This is a genomic window from Rhizobium sp. BR 362, from assembly GCF_036528765.1.
In the GTDB taxonomy this organism is placed as follows: Bacteria; Pseudomonadota; Alphaproteobacteria; order Rhizobiales; family Rhizobiaceae; genus Rhizobium.
Map to the genome: position 1 here is coordinate 29824 of NZ_JARWGH010000020.1, position 13639 is coordinate 43462.

Annotated in this window: 11 protein-coding genes; 4 read left to right on the forward strand and 7 right to left on the reverse strand. The window is 58.3% G+C overall.

From position 1 onward, the window contains the following. Positions 1 to 118 precede the first annotated feature (118 nt). Positions 119 to 367, reverse strand: coding sequence for a hypothetical protein (locus QDY28_RS21210; protein WP_331383600.1), 249 nt, complete (start codon positions 365 to 367; stop codon positions 119 to 121). An 842-nt stretch (positions 368 to 1209) separates the two neighbouring features. Here QDY28_RS21210 and QDY28_RS21215 point away from each other — a divergent pair. Then, on the forward strand, positions 1210 to 2742 hold the full coding sequence (locus QDY28_RS21215) for an FAD-dependent oxidoreductase (RefSeq protein ID WP_331383601.1): 1533 nt from the start codon (positions 1210 to 1212) through the stop codon (positions 2740 to 2742). 270 nt (positions 2743 to 3012) lie between these two features. Then, the gene (locus QDY28_RS21220; RefSeq protein ID WP_331383602.1) at positions 3013 to 4497 is read left to right on the forward strand and encodes an MDR family MFS transporter; all 1485 of its coding nucleotides are present in this window, start codon (positions 3013 to 3015) and stop codon (positions 4495 to 4497) included. A gap of 43 nt (positions 4498 to 4540) precedes the next feature. On the opposite strand, the gene QDY28_RS21225 is transcribed toward QDY28_RS21220, so the two are convergent. The 5 genes from QDY28_RS21225 to QDY28_RS21245 form a co-directional block, all read right to left on the reverse strand. Then, positions 4541 to 6094, reverse strand: a complete 1554-nt coding sequence (locus tag QDY28_RS21225; protein ID WP_331383603.1) for an adenylate/guanylate cyclase domain-containing protein — start codon at positions 6092 to 6094, stop codon at positions 4541 to 4543. A gap of 5 nt (positions 6095 to 6099) precedes the next feature. Then, positions 6100 to 6465, reverse strand: coding sequence for a response regulator (locus tag QDY28_RS21230; RefSeq protein WP_331383604.1), 366 nt, complete (start codon positions 6463 to 6465; stop codon positions 6100 to 6102). A 14-nt stretch (positions 6466 to 6479) separates the two neighbouring features. Continuing rightward, on the reverse strand, positions 6480 to 9194 hold the full coding sequence (locus QDY28_RS21235) for a response regulator (RefSeq protein WP_331383605.1): 2715 nt from the start codon (positions 9192 to 9194) through the stop codon (positions 6480 to 6482). Then, complete coding sequence (locus tag QDY28_RS21240; protein WP_331383606.1) at positions 9191 to 9937, reverse strand: Tll0287-like domain-containing protein; 747 nt, start codon at positions 9935 to 9937, stop codon at positions 9191 to 9193. Before QDY28_RS21240 ends, QDY28_RS21235 begins: the two co-directional genes overlap by 4 nt. A 386-nt stretch (positions 9938 to 10323) precedes the next feature. Continuing rightward, positions 10324 to 10539 (reverse strand): hypothetical protein, encoded by a 216-nt coding sequence (locus QDY28_RS21245; RefSeq protein WP_331383607.1) that lies wholly within the window; start codon positions 10537 to 10539, stop codon positions 10324 to 10326. 272 nt (positions 10540 to 10811) lie between these two features. Between QDY28_RS21245 and QDY28_RS21250 the strand changes: the two genes are divergently transcribed. After that, positions 10812 to 11117, forward strand: coding sequence for a hypothetical protein (locus tag QDY28_RS21250; RefSeq protein ID WP_331383608.1), 306 nt, complete (start codon positions 10812 to 10814; stop codon positions 11115 to 11117). A 258-nt stretch (positions 11118 to 11375) separates the two neighbouring features. Here QDY28_RS21250 and QDY28_RS21255 read toward each other — a convergent pair whose 3' ends face one another. Further along, positions 11376 to 12155, reverse strand: a complete 780-nt coding sequence (locus tag QDY28_RS21255) for a LysR family transcriptional regulator (RefSeq protein ID WP_331383609.1) — start codon at positions 12153 to 12155, stop codon at positions 11376 to 11378. Between the two features lie 161 nt (positions 12156 to 12316). Between QDY28_RS21255 and QDY28_RS21260 the strand changes: the two genes are divergently transcribed. Continuing rightward, positions 12317 to 13630: an NAD(P)/FAD-dependent oxidoreductase gene (locus QDY28_RS21260; RefSeq protein ID WP_331383610.1), complete on the forward strand. Its 1314-nt coding sequence runs from the start codon at positions 12317 to 12319 to the stop codon at positions 13628 to 13630. The last annotated feature ends 9 nt before the right edge of the window (positions 13631 to 13639 follow it).

Below are 13639 nucleotides of genomic sequence, written 5' to 3' on the forward strand. Positions count from 1 at the left end.
CCGCCGCTGGCAGGGGCGCCGCCAACGACGGGTTGCCTTAGATGGCCGCTTGGCCAGTCGGAAAGTGGGGGAACATCCCGACCAATTCGGCAAACGACGTCCCACTTAATTTGTTCCATCAATGCGAGAATTTATTTGCGCTGAAAAGGCCGTGCCTGTCGTTAATTCCGACGAGGGCGACGAGTTGATGTTCGTCGTGCACCCCTTCCCTGAAGAGCTCGATGATCATTGCTGCCACCTCCTCGCCTTCTTTGCTTTTGCGCGCAATATTCCTTTTGAGCAGAACGACATCGAAGGCGCGCTGACAGATGTCCAGGTCAACTGAATTGAGAGCAAAATCGCGCTTGCTGAGATACCTGCTGGTCATCCTTTCCTTCCTCTTTTCTCGCGCATTCGCGAATAGAAACGTGCAATTTTCATCATCACAATTTCAAGAATTTGCCGGGAACCGGCAACTCGTTGTGACGTTCCTCAGATCAAGTACGCTAAGCCACTGTCATTAGACTGAATGTCGCTCTTTTCGGCTTAGTTCTCGGAGTGGCACTGCTGGACAAGTTGCTCGTCACCTCACAAGGTGACAGGTCTTTGTTAACAGCGCTCGGAACTAACGCTTCTCGCTTTCCCCGCACGTGGGCCATCCGCCGGCGGGAGTGAGGATAGGGACGCACCGATCGCTAGAAATAGCCCTGTCACCAGAAATGACTTTGGTGACAGGGTGTGCCGTCGACACGGGTGGCAATGATGTCGGCGACGGGGCAAGAGGTTAATATCCCAAAAAAAATTCATTGAGAATTGGACCTTGGTCTGATCACGGCCTCTATGTCCCACCTTTCGGCTTGTCAGTCGGATCACGGTGGGCATTCGCTCTCCAACAGGCCAAATGTTTTTCACGCCAGAGCTGTTTCCAAGCTCGCCGATCCTATCGAGCGGACGCCCAATGACGGGCTGGACACTCTGCCCACCTGGGCACTTCGGCGCCAGTACGCTCTGGAATTGCGATGGCCTGATCAGCCTTTTAGGCGCAGGCGAATGCATGTTGAGATGGTCTGCGAGAGCGGCGGCACTGGCTGCACCAGAAATTTTCTGCTCGACTGCACACCAAATTCATTTGCTTCAGAGTTGGAATAGCGGAAAATTGAAGGAACGCCTCCTGCCGGACAACCGAGCGCTGCAAGGGACAATATCGGCAGGCCTTCAAGGGAGGAAAAAATGGCCGGTTCCCATTCAGAGCCGAAAGGACCCGATCTGGCCCTCGGCATTGCACTCACGGATCTTCCCGATGGCGGCAAGCTGGTCGGCCATCGCGACGGTGAGCCCGTGCTGCTCGTACGGCGCGGAGAAGAGATATTCGCCGTCACCGCAACCTGTTCGCACTATGGCGGGCCCTTGATCGACGGCCTCGTCGTCGATGACAGCGTCCGCTGCCCCTGGCATCATGCCTGCTTCGATCTGCGCACCGGAGAGGCGCTGCGCGCGCCTGCGCTATCACCGCTCGCCTGCTGGTCGGTCGAGCAGCGCGACGGAAGGATTTTTGTTGGCGAGAAGCGCAAGAAGCCGTCTCCTGCCCCACGCCAAAGCAATGCGGGTGGGCCTCCGGAACGGATCGTCATTGTCGGCGGTGGCGCGGCCGGCTTTGCGGCTGCCGAGAGATTGCGGCGCGAACACTATCAGGGCGCCATCGTCATGGTCAGCGACGACGAGGCACTGCCGGTCGACCGGCCCAATCTCTCGAAGGATTATCTCGCAGGCAAGGCTCCCGAAGACTGGATCCCGCTTCGCAAGGAAGCCTTTTACGCCAAGAACGACATCGACCTGCGTCTCGGAACCAAGGTCACCGGCATCGATGTTTCTGCCAATGAGGTCGTGCTCGCCGATGGGAAAAAGGTCGCCTTTGACAAATTGCTGCTCGCGACCGGCGCCGAGCCGGTCCGTCTGACCATCCTCGGCGCCGACCAGCCTCATGTCCATACACTACGCTCGCTTGCCGACAGCCGCAGGATTATCGCGGAGAGCGGTGCAGCAGGGCGCGCTGTCGTGCTCGGCGCCAGCTTCATCGGCCTCGAGGTTGCCGCCTCGCTTCGGACCCGTGGTGTCGAAGTGCATGTGGTGGCGCCCGAGGAACGGCCGATGGAACGGGTGCTTGGCCCGCAGATGGGTGACTTCATTCGCGCCCTGCATGAGAAAAATGGCGTCATCTTCCATCTTCGCGATGGCGCTGCGAGCATCGGCGCGAGCGAGGTCCTGCTGAACAGCGGCAGCACCCTTGCCGCCGACATAGTCGTTGTCGGCATCGGCGTGCGGCCGCGGGTCGATCTCGCCGAAGCGGCGGGTATCGCCACCGATCGGGGCGTCCTCGTCGATGCCTATCTCGAGACCAGCGTACCGGGCATATATGCGGCCGGCGATATCGCGCGGTGGCCCGATCCCCACAGCGGCGAGAACATCAGGGTGGAGCACTGGGTGGTGGCTGAGAGGCAGGGTGCTACCGCCGCGCTCAACATGCTCGGGCGCCGGAAGAAATTCACGGATGTGCCGTTTTTCTGGAGCCAGCATTACGACATTCCGATCAACTATATCGGCCATGCCGAGGGATGGGATGCAATCGAGGTCGAAGGCGACATTGCGGCAAAAGACTGCCTCCTGCGCTTCAAGCGCGGCGGGCGTGTCTTGGCTGTCGCCACGATCTTCCGCGATCTCGAAAGCCTCCAAGCAGAACTGACGATGGAGCAGAGTAAGGCGTAGCACCTGGTGGGATTATGCGCGACGACTTGCGTCCGCTTGACCTGCCGAGCCTTTATCGTCACCTCGGTAAGCTTGTCCAATGCCTCTCCATTGATCGATCGACTGTTTCTCTGGTTGAGAGGGACGACGGTCATTGCGCAATAATTCTCACTGCTACCGTTACCTCGAGAGTTCATGATGGCCGCCGAGGGATTGGCGATCGCATGGGTCGCTGTAGGACTTCGCTGAAACCAAAATTTTGCTGAGCTGCCGGAAAGTGGGGCTGACAGAATGAACAAAGCAAGCCCTCCGAAGGAAAGCGCCACCACGGCATCGGTTCCGTCGGAATCGGAGAAGAACATCATAATCGCGGGCGTGCTTCTTTCCATGCTTCTTGCCGCGCTCGATCAGACGATCGTTGCCCCTGCAATGCCGACGATCGGCAAGGCGATCGGGCACGCCGAATATCTGCCCTGGCTAGTGACCGGCTATCTCCTGACCGCGACCGCCATGGCGCCGCTTTACGGCAAGATATCGGATGTCCATGGACGTCGCCCGACGATCTTCGCCGCCATCATCATCTTCCTGCTCGGTTCGGTCATCAGTGCGCTGGCGCCAAATATGTTGGTGCTGATCATTGGCCGCGCCGTGCAGGGTCTGGGTGGCGGCGGCCTGTTCGCGCTCTCGCAAACGGTCATCGGCGACCTCGTTCCACCGCGCGAACGAGCGCGCTATGCCGCCTGGATTTCTGGCACATGGGCCGTGGCGAGCATCGCCGGACCGCTTCTTGGCGGCACTTTCGCCCAGCATCTCCATTGGTCCCTGATCTTCTGGATCAACATCCCACTCGGGCTGGTGGCGCTGGCGATTATCAATAACCCCTTGAAGAAATTGCCCGTGGCTGGCCGCGCGCACCGCATCGACGCAATCGGCGCGGCGTTACTCGTCGCCGCGACCGCGCTGTTGCTGCTTGCTCTCAACTGGGGCGGCAGCCGCTATTTGTGGTTGTCACCTGTCATAATCGGACTGCTGGGTTCTTCGGTCGTCCTGTGGAGCATGTTTGGCCTACGCCTGCGACGCACTGCGGAGCCCCTGATCTCGCTTGAAGTTCTCAGCAATCCCATCGTGCGGTACGGAACGCTGGCCATGTTTACCGTGCAGTCCGCCAATGTCGGCCTGTCGGTCTACCTTCCGGTCTATATGCAATCAGTTCACGGCCTTTCCGCCAGCAACTCGGGCGTTGCCATGCTCGGCCTGCTCCTGGGCACGGTGCTCGGTGCGATGGCGAGCGGGCGCGCAATTCCACGCATTGCCCGCTATAAGATGATCGCTGTTGCCGGCGCACTGTTCAGCCTGATTTGCCTCGCCGCGCTGGCGTTTCTGGCCGGACGCATCTCATTGTTTATGCTTGAGCTTCTCACCGTATGCGCGGGCCTCGGCACCGGCACGACATTTCCGGTCGCCACCGTTTCTGTCCAGAATGCGGTCGATCAGGCACATCTCGGCGTCGCGACGGGCCTGTTGACCTTCCTGCGTTCGCTTGGCGGAGCGCTCGGCGTTGCGGCCCTCGGCGCCATCGCGCTCGGCAATGGTTTGCCGCTTGCTGGAGAGAGCCTGCCGGCGCTGAACACCGCAAACGCGCTCGGAATGCCCTTCGCCTACATTTTCCTTGGCTGTGCCGTCGCAATGGCACTGTCGCTCCTTGCCTTCCACCTCATGCCGGAACGACCTCTGCGCGGGCGCGTCGAGCGTGATATGCCCGTCGCTGCAGACTGAGCAAACGCGGATAAAAGCGGCGTATTCCCCCAAACGACCGCTGCTATTCCAAAAGATAGGTTGTGCACCTTCCGATGCCGCGAATATTCATGCTTTGCCTGCGGGCCGGCATACGGCCTTCCCCAATTGCATCGAAGGTCGTTTGCGATATCTGAATTTGACCCGGTACGCCGCAGGACTCCATGCGGCTGGCAACATTGACCGTGTGTCCCCAGACATCATACACAAAACGTTTCCGACCGATCAGGCCAGCGATGACCGGCCCGCTATGGATGCCGATCCGCAAGGTGAGCGCCGATCCGTCAGCAACACCTCCGGACATTTCGGCCAGCAGTGCCTTGGCGAATGCGACGCCCGCGACGGCGTGATCCACACGGGAGTCCGGCAGGCCCGAAGCTGCCATATAGGCATCGCCGATCGTCTTGATTTTTTCGATGCCATATTGATCCGCAAGTGCGTCGAAGCGACTAAATAGGTCTCCCAGTCTTCGAACCAGTGCTGGCGCAGGCGTTCGCGCGGCAAATTCCGTGAAGTTGACGATGTCTGCGAAGATAATAGTCACCATATCGATGCGATCGGCGATCACTTCCTCTCCGTCCGCCAGCCGCTTGACCACCTGCTTCGGAAGAACGGCATGAAGCAAAGTGTTTGCCCGCTCCTTCTCGAATTCTATCTGCGCCAGATACTGCTTCTCGCGCGTTCGCCAACGACGACGCTCGAGGCAGGCGGCAATGCGCGCTTTGAGCAAGACGGGATTGATCGGTTTACGAAGATAGTCCTCCGCCCCTGCCTCGATGCACCGGGCAACGGCGTCATCATCCTTCAAACCAGAAATCATCACGACCGGGATCTCGCGAAAGTGTCGGTTGGCTTTAAGCTGGCTGAGAAGCTCGATACCGTTCATGTCCGGCATCAGCACATCGGCCAATACGAGATCGAATTCCTGCCGATCGAAGATGGAAAGCGCCTCATCGCCGGAGCTTGCCGCAACAACGGTGTGTCCATCGCGGCGCAGGCGCCTGGACAGAAGATCGCGATTTGACGCCGTGTCGTCGACGATGAGGATACGTCCGGCGCGCTCCGTTACCGCCGAAGAACGCGTGGCCATCGTCCTCGCGAGATCGGCGGCGATCGTTCCGTCGATTTTAAGCTGAAATTCCTGATCCGCATCGGGCAGTGATCCATCGAGTGTTTCGTCAATCTGCGCCAGCAAATTGCGGCTTTCCCGAATGACCTTCGACACATCCTCCAGCAGACGCGCCGGCAAGGTATCGGCAAAATCCTCGATCAACATCTCGGAATAGCCGAGAATGGCATTCATGGGCGTTCTGAGATCATGCCGCAACAGCTTATCGAGCGAGGGGGCATTCCCGCCATCCGGCGTTTCGATGTCCAGAAGCCGCTTGATCAATGTATTCAGCTCTCGCGCGGCGCTCAGTATTCTTTCAAGATCCGGCAAAGCACCGCTGGGTCCCGCCTCACGCACCTCCTCCGTAATCAGCTCCTGATAGCCCAGAATGGCTTGAGCCGGATCGACGATGTTTTGGGCGATTCTGGCGATGTACATGCGATGCCCGATGTCGCGAGATGCGGCCACGATCGTCATCCTCCGGTCAAACGCATGATCTTGTCGAGCAGACCCGGCAGTTCGATCGGCTTGGTGTCGTAGTCGTCACAACCTGCCTCGATCGCCTTTTCCCGGTCGCCGGCCATGGCGTGGGCGGTGAGTGCGATCACAGGTATGCCGGCGGTGACGGGATTTCTTTTGATCCGCTTCGTTGCTTCCCAGCCGTCGATGACGGGAAGGCTCATATCCATCAGAACCAAGTCCGGTTTCACAGTCACGGCAGCCTCGACCCCGGCGAGCCCGTCGCTCGCGCTGACAACTTCGTAACCGCGCTTCTCCAAGCGGCGGGAGAGCATATCGCGGTTCATCTCATTGTCCTCGACGAGAAGAATTTTGACCATGCCAACCTCTCTGCTCAAGCCTCTTCCTTTTGCGGAAGATGCCGCTTTAAGGCTGCGATCAGATCGGTGCGACCTTTCGTTCCTTTCCTGACCACTTCCTTGGCGCGAACACCCAACCAATCCAGCTCCTCTCGCGTCAAATCTTTCGACGTGACGATAACGACCGGGATATCTGCCAAGTCGTGCCTGTCCCTGACCGTCTGAAGGAGCGTGAAACCATCCATGTTCGGCATCATCAGGTCGAGAACCATGATCGTCGGCCGCCCGGCCTCGAGTTGCTCAAGGCCATGATGACCGTCAGCCGCCTCCCGAACCCTCCAACCCTCGCGAACGAGCACCCGGCGGAAGAGATCGCGCGTTGCGGGATCATCGTCGACGATAAGCACATCATGGCGTGCTTCGCCGGCAACTGCGTTCAGGGTCTCGACGAGTTGCCGGGGATCGATCGGCTTGATCAGATGGTCGACAGCACCGAAGGCAAGGCCCATCTCGCGATCTGCCACAACCGTTGCGAGAATCACGGGAATATCGCAGACCGCCTTGTCCGACTTGATTTCGCGCAGCACGGACCAACCGTCCTGACCCGGCATGATAACATCAAGCACGATTGCATCCGGGTGCAATTTGCGGATTTTTGCCAAACCTTCCTCTCCACCCGTCGCCTCGATCACGGCAAAGCCTGCGCCGCGAACGGCGTCGGAAATGAATTTGCGAGCCCGCGCCTCATCATCAATTACCAGGACTGTTGGACGCGCGCCTCCATCCTCAAGGATATCGCCTTGCGGCGCATTATCCGGGGCAGTGTCTGTTCTGGTGACCGCGGGGATGGTGAAACGGAAGGTCGAGCCCTTTCCGTATTCACTTTCGACGGTAATGGCGCCGCCCATCATCTTGACGAAGTGCTGCGTGATGGTCAGACCGAGACCGGTCCCGCCATAATTGCGCGTCGTCGACGAATCCACCTGTACGAATGCATGGAATAGCTTCTTCTGCTGCTCCTTCGTCATGCCGATTCCGCTGTCACTGGCGGCAAATTCAAGCCATTCGCCCGCTTCGTCCTCATAACGCCGCACCGAAAGCCTGATCTCTCCATTCTCGGTAAATTTGGCGGCGTTCGAGAGAAGATTGAATAGATTCTGCCGCAACTTGGTCTTATCGGTCTCGATCTGATCCGGCTCCACGGAGGCACTCACCAGCAGACGATTGCCCTTTTTGGCGATCAGCGGCGCCACGGTATTTTGAACATCGGCAAGGAGCTGTTTTAGACTGAGGCGTTCGACGTAAAGCTCCATCTTGCCGGCCTCGATTTTGGAAAGATCGAGAACGTCATTGATGAGCGCCAGAAGATGGCGTCCGGAACCCATTATTTTATTGAGATCCGCAATGAATTCGGTCTGCCCGAGATCACTGGCATCCTCGATGAGCATTTCGCTATAACCGATGATTGCATTCAAAGGAGTTCGCAGCTCGTGGCTCATGGAGGCGAGGAAACGGCTCTTTTCTTCGCTGGCGACCTCCGCGCCACGCTTTGCCTCCTCCAGCTCCGCCTGACGGTTTTTCAGATCCGATATATCCGTGTAGACCGCCACGGTGCCGCCCTCCGGCGTCTTTCGCTTGGCGATGCGCAGCCATGTTCCATTGGCGAATTGCCGCTCGATCATGCCGCGCGGCTCGTGGTGACGCTGCATGGCCTCGGCGATCCAACTCTCAATGCCGCCGCTTCCGACATCGGTCGTGCCGCGTTCTGCCTGCGCACGAACAATATCTTCGAATGCTCTCCCAGGCGTCATCAGGTCCGCAGTGTCCGGAAACAGTTGAAGATAGCGTTGGTTGACCAAAACCAGGCGATCGTTCGCGTCAAAGAATGCGAACCCATCGGGAATGGTTTCGATGGCCGTCATCACTGTGTTGCGCTGGCGCTCGGCAGCCGCTTCAAGCTCGCGGCGCTCCGCCTGGCTGTCACGCAGCAACCGCAGCGTCTTTGACAGTTTTCCGAATTCATCGCTGCCTTCCGGCGGCAGTTCGACATTCTCCTGCCCTCTCGTCAGTTGGGTCATCGCTTTGTCTATCCGGCCGAGCGGCACCAGGATCGAGCGCAGCACCAGCCAGGTCATCAGAATGCAGGCGAGCGTCGTTACCGCGGCTGCGATCAGAGCACGCATATAGGTGCTACGCGCCGATGCATCGGCTGCGTCACGCGCCAGATCGGCCTCGTTCTTGAGGCGCTGTTCGAGCGACATGAGCACGGAATCGATTTCATCGCTATAGCTTCTGGCAGCCGCCAGGCGCGAGTTTCCTATGACCCTGTTGTCGTTCGTGTAGGCATCGACGGCCTGCATTGCTTTTTCGTAATAGGCGTTCGAGCCCTGAAGGATCGTGTTCGCTTCCCCAGGCGCGAAGACCTTGATACTGACCAGATCCTGTTCCAGCGCTTTGCGGGCGTCTTGCGCCCGCCGCTCGGAGAGCGTCAAAAGGCTGACCGACAGATCGGTGAGCCAATAGCGGACCTCGCCAAAATGGCGATGCGCCTTGGCGGCGTCGTCCAGCATATGAAAGCGGGCATTCGCCTCCTCCACACGACGCTGATTTTCACGCAGATCATAGACCATGAAGGCGACGCTGAGGAGCAGAGCCCCCAACAGCACGGCCGAAAGACAGATAAGGCGAAGCGGTATCTTTCGATCCGTCAAGCGGCCGATCCGCGTGGGAATGGTGACATAGGCGCTCATTTGAAAAGCGTAATGCTGATCGCACCGGCTAAATCGCCTTCAGCTTTACCCTCCTTCGGGTAGCCTGTTACATCGACTTCGCCTTTGGGTCCGCCGTGACACGTCAGGCAGGATGCCGAGTAATATTCGGGGATCAGCATGCGAAAAGATGGGCGGCCGCTCACCTCCACCTCCTCGGTAAAGGCTTTGCCTTTTGGCCAGTCGGGAGACAGAAATTTGCTCTCTATGACATGCTGCTCCCAGTCGTCCGGGCGCGCCTTTCGATTGCGGATCAACTCCTCCGGCGCGGTCACCTTCATCTTCGCCTTGTCGCCGACCTTTTCCGAGAAACGTTCATTGACCAAGCGGGCGAAGGTCGAGGGAATGAACCCCTTGAAGCCCACCCCCTTCATATCGATCATGCTTTGATGTTCGTCGACAACTTCCTTTATCGCGGCGACCTGCGCATCGAACAGTTGTTTATCCAAAGGGCTGTAATTCTGATCCGATACGGAATCGCCCTTGCGCTGGGCAAAGATCTGCAGCGCTTCGTTGACGACACGTTGACCCGTGAGATCCTTTTTCCCGAGGGATTCATCGTTGATGAGCTTTTGATAACCCGACACGACCGTCCGGCTGGCGCGCAACAACGCAGCGAGCCGTTCACCTGTCGTCATGTCATCTTCATTGGCAAGAACAAGGCCCGCCAATACACAGATCGCGGCCCATGCCAAAAAGACACCAGATATCAGGCCACGCCGCATGTTAAGCCTCGTAGTGTAGTATCCGCGCAACGATAGTATCAGTTTGTTCTAAAATTCAAAAGTCATTAGTTGTCATTTTCCCCCAATTGCCGGAGTCCCACTGCAACGATTTCAAATGCTTAGTCATGTCCGTAAAATGGAATTCGTCGCCAGAGACCGAGCAAGCCCAAGCCTTTTTCGCAAAGACCGGGAGAACGCCCGACAGAAGAGACTACCGAAACCGCCACCATGGCGATGATCGGGTCGGCCGGAACGACAAGATCCTTCATGCCCCCGCAGGTCGTGATCCGGTCTCAGCTATGTCGTCGGTGATGCCGATCAGCTTAGCAAGCTCTGACGAAGCGGGAATGAACGATCGCTGCAGCCCGCCATATGTGCCGGTCACGTCACCAGTTGCCGGGGTCCGCCGTATGATCGATGCTGGCAAATTCCTCCGCCTTTTCTCGATCAAGAATTATGCTGGTGGCAGAGTTTGACTCATCCACTACGGAAAAATGAAGAGGCGGCTGCTTGTTCGTCAGCTCCTGATACATCAGCAGCGCGGCCTCCTCGGCAGTATCAGCTTCGGTTTCGTAGGTCACGACAACGTTGAACTTGTGCATCTCAGCTCCCCTATCTGTGTCAAAGCTGCTTGGCGGCGCGACGCCGCTGTTCAGCTAGAAATATGATGCACGAGCTGTCCTTGTCATCCCTCGCGATTGCCGAGCGGGCGGTTTCCGCCTTCTTCGCCTCCGGCATCTGGCGCCGCCTCGCGCTGCAAGCAGCTTACCGGCGGGCAAATCCGGCCGCAGGGATGTGTTGTGCAAAGTTTGAGTTGACCGTTTTTGACGGCGAGGCGACATTTACGAGCAGCAGCAAGGCAGGAGGAAAAACAATGGATGAGCCAGACCGCTGGCGCCACATGGCAAACGCTCCCAAAGACGGCAGTCGGATCCTCGTCACGATTCGCGCATCCGAACAGGGGCCGGCAGAAGTTGATCTCGCCTATTGGTCGAATGGCGATCAATTCGGTGCAGAAGGCTGGCGCGCCTCGGATTCCTCGCCCGGGCACATCATCGAATATGCAGAGCCGGAATTGAAGTGCTGGATGCCGATGCCCTCGGCCAACCTCAATCGCACCGCAATGCCCGCACCCTGGGAAGGCGACGACGCCGAGCAGCTCGACGGTTCAGGGATTTAGGAGGTCGCCGCCATGATGCGAAGACTCGCTTATGGACGATGACGACGCTCATGATCCGATCTAAAGATTGCTCTTGAGGCGGAACCGACCAACGGCCAAGCAAACGCGAGTCATTGGTGGCGGCTATTTCTCAGCGAAGGTCCGTGGTCTGGGAGAGAAACCACTCGACGAGTATGGTGAGCTTTTCCCGTTCCATCCTATGCTCATTGGCAACGAGAAAGAACGCCCCTCCCGTCCGCACCGAAGCGTCCAACGGTTTCACAAGAAGCTTGTTTTGAAGCAGCAACTGAGCTGAAAAATTCCATCCGAGAGCAATCCGGAGAGGGCTCCCTGCATGACGAGCTGATAGTCGTTCAACACCATATTGGGTAGCGCTTGCACCGCTCCCGCTCCCACGAGGTCGAACCATTCTCCCCACCCGAGACGCTTGCGGTGGGGATCGAAGGAGTGAAGCAGGTAATGCTCGCAGAGGTCCGCCACGCCGTTCACGGGTGCTTGGTTCGACAGATAGGCGGGGGAACACACCGGAAACACCACCTCGTCGCAAATGAACCACGTGTTCGGCCGCTGAAATGTTTGATCCCGAATCCAGATCGTCATGTCGATTTCGGAGTCGGGCTCCACGTCACGGTCGGTGGTGACCACCTTGATCTTGAGGTTCGGATGATCATGCTGGAGTTGATAGAGCTTTGGCATCAGCCAATGCGCGGCCACCGAAGTCGATGCTGCCAGCGTTAGATATTGCGTTGCCTCGGGCGAGATCGCCCTGAAGCTGTCCTCCATCCTCGTAAAGCTTGCCCGCACTCCATGGTAAAGCACCCGTCCGGCCTCCGTGAGCTGCACGCCCCTGTTCTCCCTTACGAAGAGCACAGCGCCGCAATGCTTCTCCAGAGACTTTATCGAATGGGAAACGCTCGGCTGGGTGACGTTCAACTCCCTTGAAGCGGTTGCGAAATTCAAATGTCGAGCCGCCGCTTCGAAGACGAACAGCGAGTGCGGAGACGGGAGCAGAGAAGCTTTGACATGAATGAGATTCATATCAGGTGACTTCTTTTCCGTCTACAGAGCCGGTCTTTTCCGTGTTTAGCTTATGTCCGACTTAAAGGCGGGATGCTGGGGAGGCCCCGCAAGATTTTCCAGAGCTGAAAGAGAACAACGTGGCTTCGACACATCGAAACGCGCCGCGGGAGCATATTGTTGTGTCCCGCCCACATGACGAGCCGACGGTGTCGGGCTGGTACCTGACGTCCGGACCTGAGCTGCCCCTGCTACCTCAAAACGGCGATATCACATGCGAATGCCTGGTCATCGGCGCAGGATGGATGGGCCTGCACGCCGCCCGCCGCTACGCCGAGCTTCGCCCCGACGCTTCGGTCGTCCTCGTCGATGCGGGGCGCATCGGCAACAACGCCTCCGGCCGCTGCATGGGCTTTGCGATTGACCTGGCGCACAATCCCCGCAAGCAGGACTTCGTCGAGGATATCCGGGGAAATCGTGAGGAACTCGAGGTCAATCTGGACGGCAACGCCTACCTGCGTTCGGCCGTCGAGGAACTCGGAGTGGATTGCGATTGGGACCCGCAGGGCAAATATCATAGCGCCGCGACCGAACACGGGGTGGCCGACCTTGTAAGCTTCTCCCATGCGCTCGACAAGATGGGGCAGAGCTACCACTGCGTCGAAAGGGATGAAATCCAGGCACTGACCGGAAGCAAGCACTACATCCGCGCGCTATACCACCCCGGAACAATCCTGATCCACCCGGCGAAATATCTGAAGAACGCGGCATGCGTCTTGCCGAAGAACGTGACGGTGCATGAGAACACGGCGATCATCGGCGCTGATTATGGCAAGCCGTTCCATACATTCCAAACGCCGACGGGCGTCATCAACACCAAGAAGGTCATTATCTGCGCCGCCGGCTACCTGACTGAGTTCGGCTTTTATCCCAACAGCGCGATCCCGCTCTACACCTTCGCCAGCATGACCCGAGAGCTGACTGCCGCGGAACTGGCTAAGGTCGGTGATCGTGGTACCTATGGGTTGATCCCTGCCAACAGCTTCGGCAGGACAGTGCGGCGCACCAACGACAACCGCCTCATCCTCAGAAATGTCTATTCGTATGCGGACAGCTTCAAAACCACGTTGAAGGATGTCGAAAGCGCAAAGACGCAGCAGCAGGTCGCGTTCGATCGTCGTTGGCCGGAGCTTTCTTCGATGGGATTTGCGGCGAGCTGGGGCGGGCTGCTGACGCTGGCGCAGAACGGCGGCATGGTTTTCGGTGAACTTGCCGAGAATGTCTATGGCGCGGCTTTCTGCAACGGCACCGGAGTTTCCAGAGGAACCTCCTTCGGAAAAGCAGTCGCGGAACTCGCGGTCGGGCAATCATGCTCCATTATTGAAATTCTGAAACGGCGCGTCGCGCCGAGCCGCGCCTATCCGAAGCTCATCACCTCGACAGGCGTACGGTTCGTTACCGGATGGCGCTTTCGGCAGGCAGGCAAAGAAGTTTAGCAAAGGAAC

Coding starts and splice junctions, on each gene's coding strand:
- QDY28_RS21210 (WP_331383600.1), bottom strand. CDS start 367: ATGACCAGCAGGTATCTCAGCAAGCGCGATTTTGCTCTCAATTCAGTT.
- QDY28_RS21215 (WP_331383601.1), top strand. CDS start 1,210: ATGGCCGGTTCCCATTCAGAGCCGAAAGGACCCGATCTGGCCCTCGGC.
- QDY28_RS21220 (WP_331383602.1), top strand. CDS start 3,013: ATGAACAAAGCAAGCCCTCCGAAGGAAAGCGCCACCACGGCATCGGTT.
- QDY28_RS21230 (WP_331383604.1), bottom strand. CDS start 6,465: ATGGTCAAAATTCTTCTCGTCGAGGACAATGAGATGAACCGCGATATG.
- QDY28_RS21235 (WP_331383605.1), bottom strand. CDS start 9,194: ATGAGCGCCTATGTCACCATTCCCACGCGGATCGGCCGCTTGACGGAT.
- QDY28_RS21240 (WP_331383606.1), bottom strand. CDS start 9,937: ATGCGGCGTGGCCTGATATCTGGTGTCTTTTTGGCATGGGCCGCGATC.
- QDY28_RS21245 (WP_331383607.1), bottom strand. CDS start 10,539: ATGCACAAGTTCAACGTTGTCGTGACCTACGAAACCGAAGCTGATACT.
- QDY28_RS21250 (WP_331383608.1), top strand. CDS start 10,812: ATGGATGAGCCAGACCGCTGGCGCCACATGGCAAACGCTCCCAAAGAC.
- QDY28_RS21255 (WP_331383609.1), bottom strand. CDS start 12,155: ATGAATCTCATTCATGTCAAAGCTTCTCTGCTCCCGTCTCCGCACTCG.